Annotated in this window: 15 protein-coding genes, 1 pseudogene and 1 riboswitch; of the genes and pseudogenes, 9 read left to right on the top strand and 7 right to left on the bottom strand. The window is 29.6% G+C overall.

Annotated features, from left to right (window positions below):
• The first annotated feature begins 63 nt into the window (after window positions 1-63).
• Genes BR69_RS0115560 through BR69_RS0115540 form a run of 5 tightly spaced genes read left to right on the top strand, consistent with a single transcriptional unit; the run spans window position 64 to window position 4,355 of the window.
• The gene (locus BR69_RS0115560; protein ID WP_027634012.1) at window positions 64-603 is read left to right on the top strand and encodes a helix-turn-helix domain-containing protein; all 540 of its coding nucleotides are present in this window, start codon (window positions 64-66) and stop codon (window positions 601-603) included.
• A gap of 23 nt (window positions 604-626) precedes the next feature.
• Complete coding sequence (gene potA, locus BR69_RS0115555) at window positions 627-1,673, top strand: spermidine/putrescine ABC transporter ATP-binding protein (RefSeq protein WP_027634011.1); 1,047 nt, start codon at window positions 627-629, stop codon at window positions 1,671-1,673.
• A complete protein-coding gene (locus tag BR69_RS0115550) occupies window positions 1,674-2,516 on the top strand; it encodes an ABC transporter permease (RefSeq protein ID WP_027634010.1) in 843 nt (280 codons plus the stop codon).
• Complete coding sequence (locus BR69_RS0115545; protein WP_027634009.1) at window positions 2,510-3,316, top strand: ABC transporter permease; 807 nt, start codon at window positions 2,510-2,512, stop codon at window positions 3,314-3,316. Before BR69_RS0115550 ends, BR69_RS0115545 begins: the two co-directional genes overlap by 7 nt.
• Entirely contained in the window at window positions 3,309-4,355 is a 1,047-nt protein-coding gene (locus tag BR69_RS0115540) for an ABC transporter substrate-binding protein (protein ID WP_027634008.1), read from the top strand. The genes BR69_RS0115545 and BR69_RS0115540 overlap by 8 nt, the downstream gene beginning before the upstream one ends.
• Before the next feature lie 55 nt (window positions 4,356-4,410).
• On the opposite strand, the gene BR69_RS0115535 is transcribed toward BR69_RS0115540, so the two are convergent.
• Both BR69_RS0115535 and BR69_RS0115530 read right to left on the bottom strand, forming a co-directional pair.
• On the bottom strand, window positions 4,411-4,761 hold the full coding sequence (locus BR69_RS0115535) for a RidA family protein (protein ID WP_027634007.1): 351 nt from the start codon (window positions 4,759-4,761) through the stop codon (window positions 4,411-4,413).
• A gap of 409 nt (window positions 4,762-5,170) precedes the next feature.
• Window positions 5,171-8,407, bottom strand: a complete 3,237-nt coding sequence (locus tag BR69_RS0115530; protein ID WP_027634006.1) for a ligand-binding sensor domain-containing protein — start codon at window positions 8,405-8,407, stop codon at window positions 5,171-5,173.
• Between the two features lie 447 nt (window positions 8,408-8,854).
• Between BR69_RS0115530 and BR69_RS0115525 the strand changes: the two genes are divergently transcribed.
• Both BR69_RS0115525 and BR69_RS0115520 read left to right on the top strand, forming a co-directional pair.
• Complete coding sequence (locus BR69_RS0115525) at window positions 8,855-9,406, top strand: biotin transporter BioY (protein WP_027634005.1); 552 nt, start codon at window positions 8,855-8,857, stop codon at window positions 9,404-9,406.
• 12 nt (window positions 9,407-9,418) lie between these two features.
• Window positions 9,419-9,808, top strand: a complete 390-nt coding sequence (locus BR69_RS0115520; RefSeq protein WP_027634004.1) for a DUF1284 domain-containing protein — start codon at window positions 9,419-9,421, stop codon at window positions 9,806-9,808.
• A gap of 234 nt (window positions 9,809-10,042) precedes the next feature.
• Here the strand turns inward: BR69_RS0115520 and BR69_RS0115515 are convergent, their stop codons facing one another.
• From BR69_RS0115515 to BR69_RS20690, 5 genes and pseudogenes are all read right to left on the bottom strand, one after another.
• Window positions 10,043-11,317 (bottom strand): L-cysteine desulfidase family protein, encoded by a 1,275-nt coding sequence (locus BR69_RS0115515; RefSeq protein ID WP_027634003.1) that lies wholly within the window; start codon window positions 11,315-11,317, stop codon window positions 10,043-10,045.
• A gap of 27 nt (window positions 11,318-11,344) precedes the next feature.
• Window positions 11,345-12,643: an APC family permease gene (locus tag BR69_RS0115510; RefSeq protein WP_027634002.1), complete on the bottom strand. Its 1,299-nt coding sequence runs from the start codon at window positions 12,641-12,643 to the stop codon at window positions 11,345-11,347.
• A gap of 28 nt (window positions 12,644-12,671) precedes the next feature.
• Complete coding sequence (locus BR69_RS0115505) at window positions 12,672-13,406, bottom strand: gamma-glutamyl-gamma-aminobutyrate hydrolase family protein (RefSeq protein WP_027634001.1); 735 nt, start codon at window positions 13,404-13,406, stop codon at window positions 12,672-12,674.
• Window positions 13,407-13,651: 245 nt separating this feature from the next.
• Complete coding sequence (locus BR69_RS0115500; protein ID WP_027634000.1) at window positions 13,652-15,658, bottom strand: sigma-54 interaction domain-containing protein; 2,007 nt, start codon at window positions 15,656-15,658, stop codon at window positions 13,652-13,654.
• A 718-nt stretch (window positions 15,659-16,376) separates the two neighbouring features.
• Window positions 16,377-17,817, bottom strand: a pseudogene (locus tag BR69_RS20690) (amino acid permease).
• 166 nt (window positions 17,818-17,983) lie between these two features.
• Window positions 17,984-18,157, bottom strand: a riboswitch (Lysine riboswitch).
• 362 nt (window positions 18,158-18,519) lie between these two features.
• Between BR69_RS20690 and BR69_RS0115490 the strand changes: the two are divergent.
• Entirely contained in the window at window positions 18,520-19,224 is a 705-nt protein-coding gene (locus BR69_RS0115490) for an NUDIX hydrolase (protein WP_034850010.1), read from the top strand.
• Between the two features lie 189 nt (window positions 19,225-19,413).
• Window positions 19,414-19,974 (top strand): GNAT family N-acetyltransferase, encoded by a 561-nt coding sequence (locus BR69_RS0115485; protein ID WP_027633998.1) that lies wholly within the window; start codon window positions 19,414-19,416, stop codon window positions 19,972-19,974.
• The last annotated feature ends 214 nt before the right edge of the window (window positions 19,975-20,188 follow it).

The following is a 20,188-nucleotide window of genomic DNA, read 5'->3' as shown; positions in this document are numbered from 1 at the left end:
AATTTTAAACTAAAAGTTTAGAAATATTGATTGTAAAAATATATGTTTTAGAAGGTGTGAGATTTGCAAATTGGTGATAAGATAAGAAGGCTAAGAATCGAAAAACAGCTAACTCAAGAAGAACTAGCAAATAGGTGTGAACTTTCAAAGGGATTTATATCGCAACTTGAAAACGACCTTACTTCTCCATCTATTGCTACTTTAATAGATTTACTAGATATTCTCGGAACAAATCTTCAAGAATTTTTTAGTGACCATCAAACAGAAAAAATAGCTTTTTCTGAAGAAGATATGTTTGAAACAGATAATGCAGAGCTTAAATACCATATAATGTGGCTGGTACCTAACGCTCAAAAGAATGAAATGGAGCCAATAATGGTTACTCTAGAGCCTGGTGGAAAGTTTGCAGAAGATAATCCCCATGAGGGAGAGGAATTCGGCTATGTACTGTCTGGAAGTATATATCTACACTTAGGAGAAAAAATTGTAAAGGTGAAAAAAGGTGAAAGTTTTTACTTTAAGCCTAAGGCTAATCATTATATATCTAATAGTGGACGAACTCCTGCAAAAGTAATATGGATAAGTACTCCACCTACATTTTAGCTTAATTGAAAGAGGTGTTTATTTTGAATGAAAACATTATTGAGTTAAAAAATATATCTAAAGCCTATGGAGATAATACGGTTTTAGATAATTTAAACCTAGAAATAAAGAGAAATGAATTTTTGACCTTGCTTGGTCCATCTGGATGTGGTAAAACCACAACTTTAAAAATCTTAGCAGGCTTTGAGACTTCTGATAGTGGTAATGTTATATTTGAAAACACTGATATAAGCTCTGTTCCGCCTTACGCGCGAGCTTTAAATACAGTTTTTCAAAAGTATGCTCTATTTCCTCATCTGAATGTTTATGAAAATATAGCCTTTGGACTTAAAATAAAAAAGGTTTCTAAGGATTTAATAGACAAAAAAGTAAAGGAAATGCTTAAACTAGTTTCCTTAGAAGGATTTGAAAAAAGAAAAATAGATTCCTTAAGCGGAGGACAGCAACAAAGAATTGCCATTGCTCGTGCTCTTGTTAATGAACCAAAGGTTTTACTATTAGATGAACCTTTAGGAGCTCTTGACTTAAAGCTTAGGAAAGAGATGCAATTGGAGCTTAAAAAAATACAAAAGAAATTAGGAATAACCTTTGTATTTGTTACCCATGATCAGGAAGAAGCCTTAACCATGTCTGATACCATAATAGTTATGAATAATGGAAAGATACAACAAATGGGTACCCCAGAAGATATATATAACGAACCTTCTAATGCTTTTGTAGCAAACTTTATAGGAGAGAGCAACATTCTATCTGGAATTATGCTAGAGGATTTTAAAGTTAAATTCTCAGGCAAGTTATTCCAATGTGTGGATAAAGGTTTTGGAAACAACACTCCTGTCCAAGTAGTCATAAGACCTGAAGACATAAAAATTGTGGAACCAGATAAAGGAATGGTAAAAGGAAGAGTTTCTTCTGTTATATTTAAAGGAGTTCATTATGAAATTGAAGTTGAAGTTGATGGAGTTAAATGGATACTTCATAATACTAAGTGTGTGGAAGCTCAAACAGAAATAGGAATGGATATCACTCCATCTGACCTTCACATTATAAATAAAGAGAGTGATGTATAGATGAAAAAGAAAAATCAAAGTATCCTATACTCATCTCCATACCTTGTATGGAGTCTTATATTTATAATTTTTCCATTACTTATAGTATTATTTTTTAGCTTCACACAAAAAACTGGAGATTCTTATAGTTTTACTTTTGCAAACTTTGAAAGGCTCTTTGATATTACTTATATGAAGGTTTTTGGGCTATCCTTATACCTTGCAGCAATATCAACATTTTTATGTCTATTAATAGGCTATCCTTTAGCTTACTTTGTTTCAAAGCTTGGAGAAAAAAGAAGAAATCTTATTATAACTTTAATGATACTTCCTATGTGGATGAACTTTCTACTTAGAACCTATTCTTGGATGGCCATACTAGGAAATAACGGTATAATAAATACTCTTCTTTCTAAAATAGGTTTATCTAAACTTAATCTACTTTATAATAATGGTGCAGTACTACTTGGTATGATTTATAACTTTTTGCCTTTTATGATACTACCTATTTATACAGTGCTTATAAAAATGGACAAAGACTTAATAAATGCTGCTTCTGATCTTGGAGCTACTAGATGGCAAACATTTAAAAAAATTATTCTTCCTCTTTCTGTTCCTGGAATAGCATCTGGTATTACTATGGTATTTATGCCAGCAGTTACTACCTTTGTAATCTCTAGACTCTTAGGTGGAGGGCAATATATGCTAGTAGGTAACCTTATAGAACAGCAATTTACTACTATGGATGATTGGAATTTCGGTTCTGCCCTATCTATATTTATGATAATAATTATATTAATTTCTATGGCAATAATGTCTAAATACGATAAAGACTCTAAGGAAGGTGGTGGGAACATATGCTAAGAAAACTTGAAAAAATAGGCACAAAAGCCTATATAGGACTAATCTTTTTCTTTCTATATGCTCCTATAGCTGTACTTATAGTGTTTTCTTTCAATGATTCTAAGTCTATGGCTACTTGGAATGGCTTTACCCTTAAATGGTATAGCGAGCTCTTAAACAACGATAGAATATTAACAGCACTATACTATACATTAGGCATAGCCCTTGTATCATCAATAATAGCTACTATTATTGGTACAATAAGTGCCATAGGTATTCATAAAAGTAAGGGTTTTAGGAAAAAACTATTATTAAATATAAACTATATTCCTGTTTTAAACCCAGATATCGTTACTGGTATATCTTTAATGTGTCTATTTATATTCTTAAGAGGATTTATGAATATAAGCTTTGGACTTTTAACCATGCTTTTAGCACATATAACATTTAATATACCTTATGTAATTTTATCAGTACTACCTAAATTAAAACAACTTCCTTTAAACTTAGAGGATGCTGCCCTAGATCTTGGAGCTACTCCAAGTTATGCCATGAGAAAAATAATACTTCCTCAAATAAAACCTGGTATTATTTCTGGTTTTTTAATAGCCTTTACTATGTCAATAGATGACTTTGTAATAAGCTTTTTCACCACTGGTCCTGGAGTTACTAATTTATCTATAGAGATCTATTCCATGGCAAGACGTGGTATAAAACCTGAAATAAACGCTTTATCAACTATAATGTTCTTATTGGTACTTATACTATTATTATTTATAAATAAAAAGGATTCTATTGTAAGGAGTGGTTCTATTGAATAAAATAAAAAAATTAGTGGCTGTTGCCCTAAGTACAGTTATGATAACTTCTATTTTTATAGGATGTAATAAAAAGTCTTCAGGAGCTACAATAAACTTTTTAAATCAAGGAGACTATATTGATGAAGACCTATTAAAAAAGTTTGAAAAGGAAACTGGTATAAAGGTAAACTATGAGAGCTTTGATACTAACGAACAAATGTATCAAAAACTTAAATCAGGAGCTAACTCATACGATTTGGTAATTCCATCAGACTACATGATTCAAAGAATGATTGGTGAAGATATGATGGAAAAACTAAACTACGATAATATCCCTAATATAAAAAATATAGATACTAAGTTCCATAAGCTTCCTCATGATAAGAATGATGAGTATACTGCTCCTTATATGTGGGGTACTGTAGGTATTTTATATGATTCAACTAAAGTTAAGGAACCCGTAAATGATTGGGACATATTATGGAATTCTAAATATGAAAACCAAATTATAATGTATGATTCTATGAGAGAGTCCATGGGAATTGCTCTTCAGAAGCTTGGATATTCTCTAAATTCTATAAAAGATGAAGAAATTAAAAAGGCTGAAGAAGAACTAATAAAGCAAAAGCCTTTAGTTAGAGCTTATATGATAGATGAAATGAAGGAAAGAATGGCTGCAGGAGAAGCAGCTCTTGCTGTAGCTTGGTCTGGAGATGCAGTTTTAATCAAGGATAAGAATCCTAACATTAAATATGTAATTCCTAAACATAGCAATATATGGATAGATGCTATGTGTATTCCTAAGGGAGCTCCTCATAAAGAAGATGCAGAAAAACTTATAAACTTTTTACTTGATGGAGAGAATGCAAAACAAAACTCTGAATATATAGGCTACTCTACAACTAATAAAGCTGCTTTTGATTTATTAGATAAAGAAAAACAAGAGGATAAGGTAGCTTACCCTGATGAGGAATCATTAAAAGGATTAGAGTATTATTCTTATTTAAAGGATGATATAAAAAAATATGAAGAAGCTTGGATAAAGGTTAAATCTAAATAATAGAAATTATATAAAATTAGGCTGGAGTAAAACTCCAGCCTAATTAATTTATCCTTTATTTAACTGCTGCTATAACAGACATTTCAACTAGAATCTCTTCTCTAGCCATTTTAGCTTCTACACACGCTCTAGCTGGCTCAAAACCCTTCTCTACCCAACTATCCCAAACTTCATTCATTTCACTAAATAAACTCATTTCCTTTATGTATATTGTAGTGGATAATATGTGTTTTTTATCTGATCCATATTTATCTAAAAGATCTTCCACTTTTTTAAGTACTGCACTTGTTTGAGCCTTTATGTCTTGGTCCTTCTCCCCAGATGTTTGTCCACATAAATACATAGTTCCATTGTGAACTACAACCCTACTCATTCTTCCTGTTCCTTCATATCTTTCTACTGTCATATTTCTTCCCCCTAATTTTCTCTAAATTTATTTCCTTGCCTTACTCCCCTAATACTCTATAGGAACTAAAGATAAAAACAAGGATTATAAAGTTCTTGGAGCAGTTTAACTTATACAGAATAAAATCTTGTATAAATTAAGTTTTACTTTAATCCCCAAGTATTCTTTATAACTTTTGGAATACTCTTATATATTTTTACTTTTTTATTATAACAGTTTAAGAAATGGTTTTCAAACCCCTATGTAAAATCCATAATTTTTACAACTACGCTGCATACTTTTTAATATTAAAAATAAAGTTCTCCTAAGCTTAAGAATTAATTCTAATCCTCTCTTAGAAGAACTTTAATATCACTATACCCCTTTTATAATTATAAAAATTTATATTTACATAGTTAAGATAGTTTTCCTAAGACGCTTCACTAGGTAGGGTAATTATAAACTCACTGCCCTTATTGATCTCACTTTTAACCTCTATTGTTCCATTATGTAACTCCACTAAAGATTTCACTAATGTAAGACCTATTCCACTACCTTTTTTAACACTAATCCCATTGTCCATAACTTGAACAAATCTATTAAATATTATCTTTTGATTCTCTTCTGATATACCAATCCCTGTATCCTTTACAGATATTTTAACTTGATCACCTTCATCATATATATAAAGATATATATATCCATCTTTGTTAGTAAACTTTACTGCATTAGAGATTAGATTAACAATACATCTCTCCATTTCTGTAGCATCAAAGTATAAAAACTTTTCCTCTACATAAGGATCTATTACAAGGTTAATTCCATTGCTTTCTATATATGATTTCATAGATAGAGCCACTTCCTCCACCATATAAACAATATCTTGCTTTTGGGGGTTTATTTTGTAGCTTCCAGCCTCTATCTTAGAGGTGTCTATAATATCATTAATTGTTCTAAGAAGCCTGGTTGAATTCCTACCTAAAATCCCCATATACTTAGCTATATCATTCTTAGTAAGATTATTTATATCAATTTTACTATTTATAAGTTGTATAGTGGATAAGATAACATTTAATGGTGTTTTAAGTTCATGAGAAAGATTTAGAAAATAATCATTTTTACACTGCTCATTTTCTAAAAGCTTACTATAAAGAATACTATTTTCCTCTAATTTATTATTTAACTCCTTTGTTCTAATACCAACTAAGCCTTCTAGTATTTTAACATAATTCCATATTAAATATATAATTATAACTATTACTAAAATATATATACTATATGCCCACCATGACTTCCAGGGAGGAGTTCCTATATGAATTTTAAGTTCTGTTTCCTCTGACCAGCTTCCATCCTTATTCATAGCTTTTATTTTAAACGTATACTCCCCACCTGGAACATTAGTATAGGAAGCAAAATGTCTGTCATCAGTATAAACCCACTTCTTATCCATACCTTCTAACATATAAGCATATTGGGTTTTTCTAAGCTTATTGTAACTTGGAATAAAAAAGTCTATAGAAAAATAATTTTCATTATACCCTAATTTCACGGCGTTATTAATAGGTCTAGCCTCTCCGTTAACTAAAAATTCCTCTATAACTACTTTATTATTCTCTACACTACTTAAAATATCTTTTGGAAAAAAACTACTTAATCCATTTATTCCTCCAAAAAACATCTCTTGATTTTTATTCTTAAAAAAAGCATATACATTAAACTCGTTACTTTGAAGACCATCTGCTGCTGTAAAATTTATAAACCTATCCTTATCCTTATCATATTTAGCTAAGCCATAATTTGTACTTATCCACGGATTATCCTCCTCATCCATAAGAATTCCATAGCTATAATTATTGATAAGTCCACTATCTTCAGTAAATCTTTTAACTTCCCCTGTTTCCTTTTTAAACCGGTTAACTCCATGACTTGTAGCTATCCAAAGATTTCCTTCTTTATCTTCATTTATTCCTCTTATACTGCTAGAACTTAGGGTTCTATCATCATCCTTTTTATATTTATAACTCTCTACCTTATTGTTATTTCTATTAAATTTTATAAGTCCTCCATCAGTAGCAGCTCCTAGCCATAAAACCCCTTCCCTATCTTCATGTATAGATACTATATGTAAATCTTCTACCCCTGCATCCTTTAATATATTATTATATGTTGTAAACTTTTCTGTGCCTATGTCTAAGGAAGACAGTCCATGACGTGTTCCAATCCATAAGACATTTTTATTATCTACATATAAATATCTTAGTTCATTATTTACAATAGAGTTTTCTTCATCTTTATTATACAAAAACCTTTTAAATTTATTTGTTTTCTTATCATATTTATTAAGCCCATAATTAGTAGCAATCCATATATTATCCTCTTTATCCCCTGTAATCCCAAGTATTCTATCATCACTTATACTATAATCATCTCTTCTGTCATACCTATACCTTGTTACCTTTCCCTTATCTCTATCCATTTCATTAAGCCCTTGGCTTATGGTACCAATCCAAAGTATGCCCTCTTTATCTTCGTATATTCCACTTATCATATTGTCACTTAGGGAATTATCATCATTCTCAGACTTATTATAATTTCTAAATAATGAATGAGGATTAAAATAACTTATACCATTATAAGTACCTATCCATATAAGACCTGTTCTATCCTCGTATATACTCATTACATTATTATCTACTAAACTTTTATTATCATAATTAATAGATTTATATCTAGTAAAGCTATCTTTTCCCCTATTATATTTATTAAGTCCACCTTTAGTTCCAATCCATATATCTCCACTAGAATCCTCATAGATATCTTGTATTATATTAGAAGAAATACTATCTTCATCCTTTCTATAACTATAATAGTTTTTGAAACTTTTATTTTTTTTATCATATCTATTTAATCCATGATCCATGGTACCTATCCATATATAACCTGATCTATCTTCATATATTTTATTTATATAGTTTCCATTTAAACCATTGTTGTCTTGTCCACTATAATAATTTTCTATAACATTATTTTTAGTATCTAATCTATTTAATCCATTCTTAGTACCTATCCATATAAATCCATCCTTATCTTCATATATGGAATTAATAAAGTCATTACTTAAATTACTGTTTTCTTCTAAATATCTTGTAAACCTTTCTTCTTTTTTATTGTATTTATTTAATCCCTTCTCAGTTCCAATCCATATATTTCCTTTGCTATCCTCTAGCAAAGATATTATATTATTGTTAGATATACTATTTTCTTCTTTATGAGAAGTTACAAATCTCTTTATGGTATCATCATAAGTATCTAATCTATTTAATCCTTGGTTAGTTCCAACCCATAGGAATCCTTCTTTATCCTCTATTAAGGCACCTATATAACTTGAGGTAAGACTATTATTATCATCCTCTTTATATTTATACACCTTAAATTCATATCCATTGTATCTATTTAATCCATCTGCAGTACCAAACCAAAGATATCCATGTCTATCTTGAATAATATCTTCTATGGATCCTTGGGATATACCATCTTCTAAAGTTATTCTATTAAATATAAAGTCCTTATTAATAGGTTTAGCTTTTACACTCTTAATTGAAAACATTAAATTAAATATTAATATAAAAAGTAGAACTTTATTTATCTTCCTAACAGCCTTTCCCATTTGTCCTCCACCTTCTATTTTATCTTAAAAATTATATATATAATTATATTGTCATATTTTATCAATATATACAAGAAAAAGAGTATTTTTTTCTTGTATACTTTTTAATTTCATATTATTATATAAAATTAATCCTACTATATCCCTATGCATATAATGATAATTGTTAAATTTACAACAATATTAGTCAGTAACCCCCCTTAAACCATTATAAGGTTTCATAAATCCTCTTCTTATAATGATTATTTTCCCTTATTAATAATATTCTTATAGGAAACTTCTATATAAATTTAAATAATTCCTTTAATTTTTTTATATAAATTTTAAATAATTATCCTCTTAACTATATTGTAAATCCATTTTAAATTTAAGTTGACAATATGGTTTAAACTTTATAAAATTAATGTAAACTTACTTTTATTATAAAGTTTACATGGGAGGATTAACATGAATAATAAACTTACTTTAAATGAAATTATAATAGTTGGACTTTTTGCTGCCATAATGGCAGTGTTATCTCAAATATCTATTCCATTACCATTTACTTCTGTTCCTATTACACTTCAGGTTTTCGGTGTAGTCTTAATAGGAACTATACTTGGCAGAAAATTAGGGTTTTTATCTCTTATAATTTACCTTTTACTAGGTGCCATAGGTATCCCTGTATTTTCTGGAATGTCTAGTGGTCTAGGAGCAATTGTAGGACCTACTGGTGGTTACTTAATCGGCTTCCCTATTATGTGTTACTTAATTGGCTTTGGTGTTGAAAAAAAGAATAATATATTATTCTTTGTCTTAGCATTTATAGGTGTTCTTATAGATTATGCCTTTGGAGTTATTCAGTTATCTTATATTTCTAATCTTTCTCTATCCACAGCATTAGTATATGGTTTCTATCCTTTTATAGCTAAGGACATTGTCATGGTATTTTTAGCTGCATTCTTAGGACTCCAAATAAGAAAAAGATTAGTAAAATCTCTATCTTTAAAGTTAAGCTAAAGGAGAGAGTAAATGATTAAACTAAGAGCTCATCACCTTTTATGCCTTCAAGCATATATAGGAAATGGTTACGATAAAACTTTTACTGAAAATATGGACAAGATTTATAATGAGTTAAATTCAGATTCCTCAATATTATTTCAATTAAAAGCTCATAATGATTCTATATGCAAGTGCTGTCCTAACAAAATAAATGATTTTAACTGTATTGCTGATGAAAAAATAATGGCTATGGATAATAAGGTTATTTCCTTCTTTAATTTAGAGCCTGATAAAATTTATAACTTTCATGATACTATAAGATTTATAAAAGACGAAATTACATCTGATGTTTTTGAAAGTATTTGTAAAAGTTGTGAATGGTATAAACTTGGAATATGCAGAGAAAAAATATTTAGTTAGCCTAAATATTTACTTCTGTATTATTTATATATTTAAACTATAAATATTGCTGGAAGCAAAATTCTCCAGTAATATTTTTTTATCTTAAAATAAGTAGGTTTTCCTAAATTCACTAATATTTTATAAAAAACAGTAGATAAATTTGTTTTTACCCAAACCTATCTACTGTTTATATTTAAGCCCATAATACTATTTTAATTAAGTTTTGTCATACACCATTAATAAACCATTTAATTATTTTTCTAACATCATATTTAAGATAACTTTATCCGTACTTTCCATTCCCCTTATACCAAGGGTACCTAAATTCTTTATAGTCTCCTCAACATCCTTATGGACTATACCATCACTTTCTCTTGGCTCTATATCATTTAATGCTAAGGTTGCACATTGTATAGCTGCATTAATTCCAGTAGCAATTTTCAAAGCACAGGTGGTTTTTGCCCCATCACAAATAATTCCTGAAATATCACCTATCATATTTTTTATAGCATAATTTATGTTTTTAAGTTCCCCACCCAGAAGATAAGTGATAGCTGTACATGACCCTATTGAGGCTGCTATACCAGCACCACATAAGGGTGATAATCTTCCAATAAAGGATTTAACATGTATAGTTACAAGGTTGCTAAGGGCTAAAGCTCTTGCTAAATCTTCATCACTCTTACCTAATTCCTCACTTAAAATAACAGAAGGTACTGTAGCAGTTATGCCTTGATTTCCACTTCCTGCTGTAGTCATTATGGACATAGTACATCCAGACATTCTAGCATCAGATGCTGCAGCAGTACTAGCTACAATTTTATTTTGTAGTGTTTCTCCCCCTAAAACTAAAGTTTTAGGGTTTAAAAGCTTTTTACCTACATTAAGACCATAGTCTCCTTTTAATCCTTCTTCTGATACAATCTTATTCATAGCAGCTCCTTCTAAGAGAAATTTAATACTATGAAAGTCTACTGTAGTTATAAAATCATAAATTTTATCTATGGTAATTTTTCTTTCTATATTCTTTTCTTCATTTTTACCATTTTTAGTCTCATTATCTAAAATAATATTATTATCCAGTTCTATTTTAACTATATTGCTATGATTTCCACTTATAATTACCTTAGCTAAGTGCTTTTTAGATTTACAGTGAACTTCTATATAAAGCTTATCACAATTTTCCTTTATGGTAGTCTTTACTATCCCCTCATTAACCATAGCTTTTGCCTTCTCTAAGTCTTCTTTAGTAATCTTATTTAATACCTGAAGCTCTAGTTTAGAATCTCCACCTATATATCCTAAGGCTGCTGCTATATCAATCCCTATCATTCCTGTCCCAGGGATTCCAACACCTAAAGCATTTTTTATTATGTTTGCACTTAAAAATAATTCTATGCTTTCTATTGTATCATCTAATAAATCCTTGCATTTAGAAGTGGCATAGGCTATAGCTATAGGCTCTGTGCATCCTAAAGCTGGTACAACCTCTTCCCTTAAAAGTTTAATATATCCATTCTTATCCAAAGTACCTCTCCTTTCTAATCTCTTGCTTTATCCTATGGTTCTATTTTGTTTTTCATTATAACTTTTCATTATAAAATATATAGGTATTCCAATTACTAATCCGCCAAGTCCCCATAATATTTTTTCCATAGATGATTGTACAAGAAGCCATCCACTTACCACAACTGCAATTATTGGTATTACTGGACCAAAAGGAACTCTAAATGAGCTTTTAAGCTCTGGTCTCTTCTTCCTTAAAACTATTACAGAAAGACAAGTTGGTACATATTGAGCAAATCTTGAAACAACACTTATAGCTGCAAGCTTTGTAAAGCTTCCTGATAAAGCTATCGGTATAGCTAAAGCTACTGTTATAATTATAGCAACATAAGGTGTTCCCCTAGTTCCTTTCTTAGCTATAACCTTTGGAAGTAAGCCATCTTCTGCTAAAGCTACTCCACTTCTTGGAGTTATAAAAGATGCTGCTATATTTATTCCACCTATTGATATTAATGTACCCGCACTAACTATAGCTCCTCCAAAAGATCCTAAAAACAAGGTTGCTGCATCTGCCACTGGTGTTTGAGTCTTAGCTAATCCTTCTCCTAATATCCCTATGGATACACCTTGTATTAATAAATAAAATAATGAAACTATTATCATAACTGTTATTATTGCTTTTGGCACATTTTTTTCTGGATTATCCATATCCTCAGCAGCTACTGCTATAGACTCAAATCCTGTAAATGCATAAAAAATTAAAAGTGCTGCCGCTCCAAAAGATCCTGCCTCATATTGACCACTTGGAAAAATCGGTGTAAAATTACTTCCCTTTATATAAAATATCCCAATGGCTACAAACATTACAAGAGGTATTAATTTCCCCATAGTTATTATATTATTTAATGCCTTAGATATATTTACGCCTAATATATTTATTATTCCAAGTCCTAGTAAAATACAAACTACTATGACATTACTTACTGTCTTATCAGTGGCTACTGGCCATACCTTACCTAAAGCTGTGGCAAAGGCTACAGCCATAGCTGCCCAAGCTATTATACTTATGGCCCATTTCATAAATCCCACTTCAAATCCTATAAAATCACCAAAGGCTTCCTTAGCATAAACATAAGGTCCACCATTTTTCTTAAACATTCCTCCCACTTCTGCAAAACACATTGCAATACTAACAACAAGTAACATATCAAATACTATTACTAGCATACTTGCTGGTCCTATTAACATCATAGCTTGATTAGGTAATAAAAATATACCCGATCCTATAATTGCATTTATCCCTAAAAGTACAATACTCCAAAAACCTAATTTTTTCTTATTATCCATAAGAAATCTCCTTTCCCCCAAATAAATTCTAAATTTTCTTTGTAGCTTCCTCTATAAGTCTTTTAAATATTAAAGCCATATTCTCACTTTCTCCTGACATCATTTCTGGATGCCATTGTATTCCCATTATAAATTCTTCCCCTACTTTTTCTATAGCTTCTACTACTCCATCCTTTGCAAAAGCACATGGTATAAATCCTTCTGCCACATCCTTAATTGCTAAATGGTGAAAACTATTAATATGAGTTTCTTCTCCTAAAATACCTCTTAGCTTTGTTCCCTCTTTCATATTAACAGTGTGAGTTGCTATACTTGGAAGAGATCCTTGATTATGCTTTACATAACATCCATCTATAAAAGATAAATCTTGATACAAGGTTCCTCCATTTGCTACATTTAGTATTTGATGTCCTCTACAAATTCCTAGAAGAGGTTTTTTCATTTCCATAGCAACCTTTATTAACTTCATATCAAAGTCATCTCTTTTTGGTAATATTCCTCCAAGTTTTTGAGAAGGTTCCTCTCCATATAATAAAGGATTTACATCATGTCCTCCTGACATTATAATTCCATCTACCATTTCAAGCTGTGCTTTTATATCCTCCTCATCTTTTATTAGTGGTAGTATTACTGGAATTCCTCCTGCCTTTATAACAGACTTAACATAGTCATCATTAACATAGGCTCTTTCATAACCTGGGAACATTCCTCCCTCATCTACAATTATGCTACCTGATATACCTATTCTAGCTTTTCTCTTCATAGTTTACCTCCTAATATAATCACATATGTGTAATTATTATAATCAGCAATGGTCATGCCAAAATTAACTTATATTTTATTTTTTTAATAAAAATTTTTAAAACCTTTGTTTTGTAAACATTATCAAGGGTTGTGTTTTTCTATATCCTATTATTTTTTATTTAATAAACCTTTTTAAAAATAAATAGGTTTATTAACAGGATATATCGTTCCTATTAATAAACCTATTTCTACTCTATTATACTCTTAATAAAAAGCTATAAATTCTTTTCCTTTATCAGTTATTTCACTTCCCTTTCTCCCCACTGAAGAAGTTATAAGTTCTAATTCTTTTAAAATAACTAAAATTTTCTTAGCCTCTCCCTCAGAAAGTTTCATATTTCTTTGATTAAATATACTTATTATCCGCTCTCTACCTAGAGTTTCATTTCTATCATTAAAGTTATTTATTACCTTAAGAATATCTAAGGATTTATAGAAATCACATTTATTTCTTAAAATATCCTCCTCATAATTGTAGTTTCTCTCTTCCTTTTCTATGGTAAGAGGTAAATCTGAAGCTCTAACCTTTTCCTCACACATTAAAGAAATATAAGATGCTACATTTTGAAGTTCTCTTATATTTCCTGGCCATCTATGAGAAAGTAAGCTCTGCTTTGCTTTTTCCTCTATTTCTATATCTCTTCCAATAAAATGATTTAAAAGAGTTATTATATCTTCTCTTCTTTCCCTAAGAGGTGGAACACTTACAGGAAGTACATTAAGTCTATAATATAAATCCTCCCTAAACTTCCCCTCTTTTATCATCTTAAGAATGTTCTTATTAGTAGCTGCTATAACTCTTACATTTATATTTATAATTTTTTCAGACCCTACCGGCATTATTTGCCTTTCTTGTAAAACTCTCAATAACTTTGTTTGAAGAAGAAGTGGCATATCTCCTATCTCATCTAAGAATATGGTTCCATTATTAGCAACTTCAAAAAGACCCTTTTTCCCATCCTTCAATGCTCCTGTAAATGCCCCTTTTTCATAACCAAATAATTCACTTTCTAAAAGATTCTCTGGCATAGCTGCACAGTTTACAGCTACAAAAGGCTGCTTACTTCTTTCTGATTCATTATGCATGGACTGAGCTAAAAGTTCTTTTCCTGTTCCACTTTCTCCTATTATTAATACTGTAAGATCTGACTTAGATATTTTCTTAGAAAGATTTATACATTGAATCATAGAAGGACAACTAGTTTTTATGTGATGAAAATAATACCTAGCAATTTGTCCCTTTGCTTTTATCTGCCTTGTAAGATTTTGCTCTAACTGTTTTATGTAAGTTATCTCTTGAATATTATAATAACTTCCTTTTTTTATTCCTAAGTTATATATACTAGTTTTCTTAACATTTATATATTTGTCTTTAAACTGGAAAACCTCATCTAAAACTTCTTCTTCCTTTATAATTTTTTCAAGATCTTCTTTAAATATGTCCTCTACTGAAAACTCTTGAAGATCTCCCTTTAAATCTAAAATGTTTTTAAAGCTTTCATTAAAAACTTTTATTATCCCCTTTTCATTGGTGAATACTATACCATCCCTTGATATATTTAATATGGCGTCAAGTTCTTCTATTTTTAAAAATAACTCCTTATATTTATCTCTAATGCCCCCATCTAGACTTATTATTTTCTCTGAATACTTAATAAGCCTTTTTCCTATATCAATAGTATCTATATCAAGAACACTTATTATTTGTATAAATGTAGATATATCTATATATCTATTTCCTAAATCTATAGTTTCCCTTATATATCTTGGAATCCTCTCACTAACCCCCGGGGTAAGAGCTATATTGATATTAGAATAATCCTCTCCGTCTATATAGGCTATAAGATTTAAGTGATTTACTCCTATCTCATAAAATAAGGATACTGTTTCATAGGTAGTTTGTTCATTATCATTAACTACCAATACATCAGTTCCTTCTGGAATAGAAAATACTTTATATATATCCTTTTCTTGAAAAGTTCTATTTACTACTATTATTTTACTTTTTACACTTACATATTTTTTTATTTCATAAGCTCTTTCTCTTATCATAACAAGGACAACCTTATCTTCTATTAAATCTCCTTCATTTAAATGATCTAGGAAATAGCTATTAATTTCTATATCATCACCAAGCACCTCTTTTATATTACATTCTAGAAATTTAGTAAGATAACCCACTCTATCTGTTATTATTCCTATAGACTTCATATTTCCTCCAAAAATCCTATTATGTTTAAACCTATAAATTATATTTATATTTTTCTCTTTAAAATCCATTATACCATTTTTACATTATACCCTAATATATAAGGGTTTTAAGCTAAAAGTAATATTTATATATTTATCTCAAATATTCCATAAATAATTTTGCATGCTATAATTAAATAAGAGAACAATAGTAAATTGTTAGTCTAAATATATAATAATAACATTCAAATGATTAAAATAGCCGTTGAAATAGTAACTCCTTCACTAAAAGACTCTTATTTATAGAAAGCCATTGAATTATGTAGAAAATCCTTTAATGCTTGACTTTCAACAAACTTTGATTCTAAAGACATTCTAACTCTAATAAAATCCCTAAATAGAACTCCTTGAATTAAGTTCTGCTCCATGTACAAGAGATGGGGATATAAAGTACCTACTAATGAACTCTATTCTTAAATATGGTTTCGTTTTAAACTTTTTAACCATACTTCATTTAAGTAAAACTACATTTTAATTAAATTTAATCTTACAAAAGGCTTCATCATAGTTTATATTATGATAAAGCCTTTTTAACCAAAAACTAGGAATTATTATTATTTTTATAAAATAGATATTTAAAATCCCTAGATATAGTGCTTATGCCTAAAAACTTGTTTTATACAAATTTTAAAACCTACAACTTTCAAAAGTTAACTCATATATGAATTAAAAAACTATATTACTTATGATTAGTATTTAAATCTACATCTTCAAGGGAAACCATTTTAGTTTTATGTTTAACCTTATATACTATCCATAGCACTATAAAGATAGGAATACCTATATATGCAGCTATTAACCCACTTATATCTATGGTTTCTTGTTGTAAGTAGCTAAGACCTTGTCCTAATACCACAACTATACATAATATAAATGCTAAAATAGGTCCTAGCGGAAAAAGTTTTGCCTTATATTTTAATTTGTTTAAATCCATTCCTTGATATATGTAAGCCTTACGAAAACGGTAATGGCATACTGCTATACCTAACCAAGATATAAATCCTGCAAGACCTGAGGCTGCCACTAGCCATACATAAACAGTATTCTCTGCACAAACTCCAGTTAAGAAGCAAGCTGATGCAACTAAGGTTGTTGCTATTAGTGAATTTACAGGAACCCCTCTTTTATTAACCTTTGATAAAAACTTAGGTGCTTTCCCATCTTTATCCATAGCATATAACATTCTAGTTGAAGCATACATGCCTGAATTTCCACAGGATAGAATAGAGGTTAATATTACTCCATTCATTAAAGAGGCTGCAAAAGATATACCTACTCTCTCAAATACCATAGTAAAAGGACTTGTTTCAACCCCCGCTTCAGTATAAGGTACTAAGGCTCCCACTACAAATATTGTGCCTAGATAAAACAATAAAATTCTCCAAAATATTGTTTTAATTGCCTTTGGTATAGTCTTTTCTGGATGTTCACTCTCTCCAGCAGCTATTCCCACTAATTCAGTACCTTGAAAAGAAAAACCAGCTATTAAAAAAATCATAAATATAGATTTAGCACCTCCTACAAATGGTGCATCTCCTATGGTGAAATTCTTAAACCCTACTGCTTCTCCTCCCATAATACCAATTATATTAGCTAGTCCAATTACTATAAATATAATTACAGTAATAACCTTAATACTTGCAAACCAATACTCTGATTCTCCATAGGCCTTTGTAGATAATAAGTTTAATATAACTATTAGCATTAAAAAAACTATACTCCATACTATTGCTGGTACGTTAGGGAACCAAAACTTCATTACAAGACCACTAGCTACCATCTCTGCTGCCACAGTTATACCAGTAATTCCATCCTAAAGCAAACCCTAAAGATGGATCTATAAACTTAGTTGCATAAGTCTCAAAGGATCCTGTTACCGGCATAAATGTAGCCATTTCTCCAAGGCTAGTTATTAAAAAATATACCATAATTCCTATACATCCATAAGCAACTAAAGCTCCTCCTGGCCCTGCCTCTTTAATAGTATCTCCCAAGGATAAAAATATACCTGTTCCTATGGATCCCCCCATAGCAATCATATTTAAGTGTCTAGCACTTAAGCTTCTCTTAAGTTCTCTCGTCTCTTGTATCTTCTCATTTTTTTCTGATGTATTTAACATTTTTCTCCCCCTTATCGGTATTATTTCCGATAAGCTATAACCAAGATAATATAACTTTTCCATGAACAGAACTAATTTTAAATAAATAATAAAGGCAAAATAAAAAACCCTGAAGAAATACATTCAGAGTTAAAAACAGGATTTATATTAATCCCACTTATTATTCAAGAATGATAGCCCTCCACAAAACTACTTGTGACAGTCCTACATATGTTATATGCAAAACCAGTATATAATATTAAAGCATTAATTATATACTTCGGCGAAATTTCCTTTCCTATTACTTCAACGTGCTTACCTCTGCAATAGTAATCTTAAATTTCGCACCTCTATCCCAGTTATTCACTTATGATTTAAGATTATACTCCTATAAATTATATATGTAAAGTCTTTATTTATAGGACTATAAACATAAATATATATGTAAACATTTCCCATTTACAGTATAATGTATATAGAATAAAAGAACTACTAATACACTAAAACTTCAATAGTTTTATATAAAAAATATTTTTTCATTCCTTTAATCTTATATAAAAATATATCTTTATTCTTTATAGGATTGCTAACTCTTTGAAACTATATAGGTTTGTTTATTCTATTGTATGTAAAATAATCCTACAATAAACTTAATATAGCCTATTCTAACTATTTAAAAGTAAGATCAATATAAAATTAAAAACAAATTGGAGACTGATGACAATGAATAAAAAGAATTTACAAGAAATAATAAAGGAAAGAGATTCATATGAATTATATACCCATCAATGGCAAGAGCTAAATTCATTAAAAAATACTATATTATCCGAAGAAAAAACATCCACAAGAGAGACAATATTATATTTTAATGAAAAAGATTTAGAAAATATACCTATGGGGTATTCTGGTTTAAATGATATCACTGAAAATGTGCTGATAAATTTAACACAGAAATTTGAAAGTAGGTTTACACTGGAATATGCAAGTGGGGTATATAGACATCCTATTCCATATGTGTTATTAAAACACATAGATAAATACTTTTTCATATTAAGAGAGTGTGGTTCAGGAGAAACTAGACTCATAGGTAAAATAGGATTAGTTGGTGGACATGTGGGAGAAGAAGATAAAGATAATGATGCCCTCTCCACTATCATAAATGGAATGGGAAGAGAGTTACTAGAAGAAGCTTGCGTAACTAAAGATAAAATATTAAGTACAGAACTAAAAGGAATAATAAGAAGCAACGAAGGAGTTGATCAAGACCATTTAGGATTAATCTTTTTAATAGATTTAAATACAGATAAAATTAAGTCTGAAGAAGATGGAATAATAAGTGGAATATGGGTACATAAAAATCACCTTTCCAATCATTATGATAACTTTGAGAATTGGAGCAAAATAGTTTATGACAATATCTTAAAGTAGCTAGGCTAATTAAATAGACTAATTTCTATTAAAATAAATAAAATAAAAGGATATGATAATGAGCGGAGAATAAAATCATGGAATTTTTATAGCAAAACAATGACTTATATTTAATCGAGGGTAGGACAATTAAAAGAATAGGAGATAAATATAACTTAACAGAACGGTATTTTTTAAGAGGAGGATTTTATGAAACATAAAGGTACTACTTTACTAGAGACCCCTAGACTTATATTAAGAAAATTTAAATATACTGATTCAAATAATATGTTTAAAAATTGGGGAAGTGACCCTAAGGTAACAAAATATTTATCTTGGCAAACCCACAAAGATATTAAGGATTCAGAAGATATTATTAAACTATGGATATCTAAATATGAAGATAATAGGGTTTATAATTGGGTAATAGAGCTTAAAGATACTAATGAGGTAATTGGAAGTATATCAATTGTTAAATTAGAAGATATCCATGAGGCTTGTGAAATCGGCTATTGTATTTCAAGTAAATATTGGAACAAGGGTATTACAACAGAAGCTTTTAAAGCAATAATAAAATATCTATTTGAGGAAATTGGAGTAAACAGAATTTGTGCAAAACATGACATTAATAATGTGGCTTCTGGAAAAGTCATGGAGAAATGCGGAATGGTTTATGAGGGAACCTTAAGGGAAGTCCAAATTAGGAATACTATGTTTTCTAGTTTAGCAGTCTACTCAATTCTCAAGAAGGAATGGGTTAATAAGCCTTAATTTTTATTTTATACAATAGTTAAACCACCTGATTTACAGGACTTAACATCTGTATAAGTTAAGCTTTCCAAAGTTAATTATAAAAACTTATGTATAACTTTATATTATAATCCTTGTTTAATATAGGCTCTTTATATTATTTCTAATATTACCTTTACTTTTAGTACAAAAATATAGCTGTTTCAGACTAACTTTTTAAATTAATTCTGAAACA

Origin of the sequence: Clostridium hydrogeniformans DSM 21757 (assembly GCF_000686705.1) — a bacterium.
Lineage (GTDB): Bacteria > Bacillota > Clostridia > Clostridiales > Clostridiaceae > Clostridium_Z > Clostridium_Z hydrogeniformans.
The sequence above is the reverse complement of the archived record's forward strand: the minus strand, read 5'-3'. Positions and strand labels throughout refer to the sequence as shown.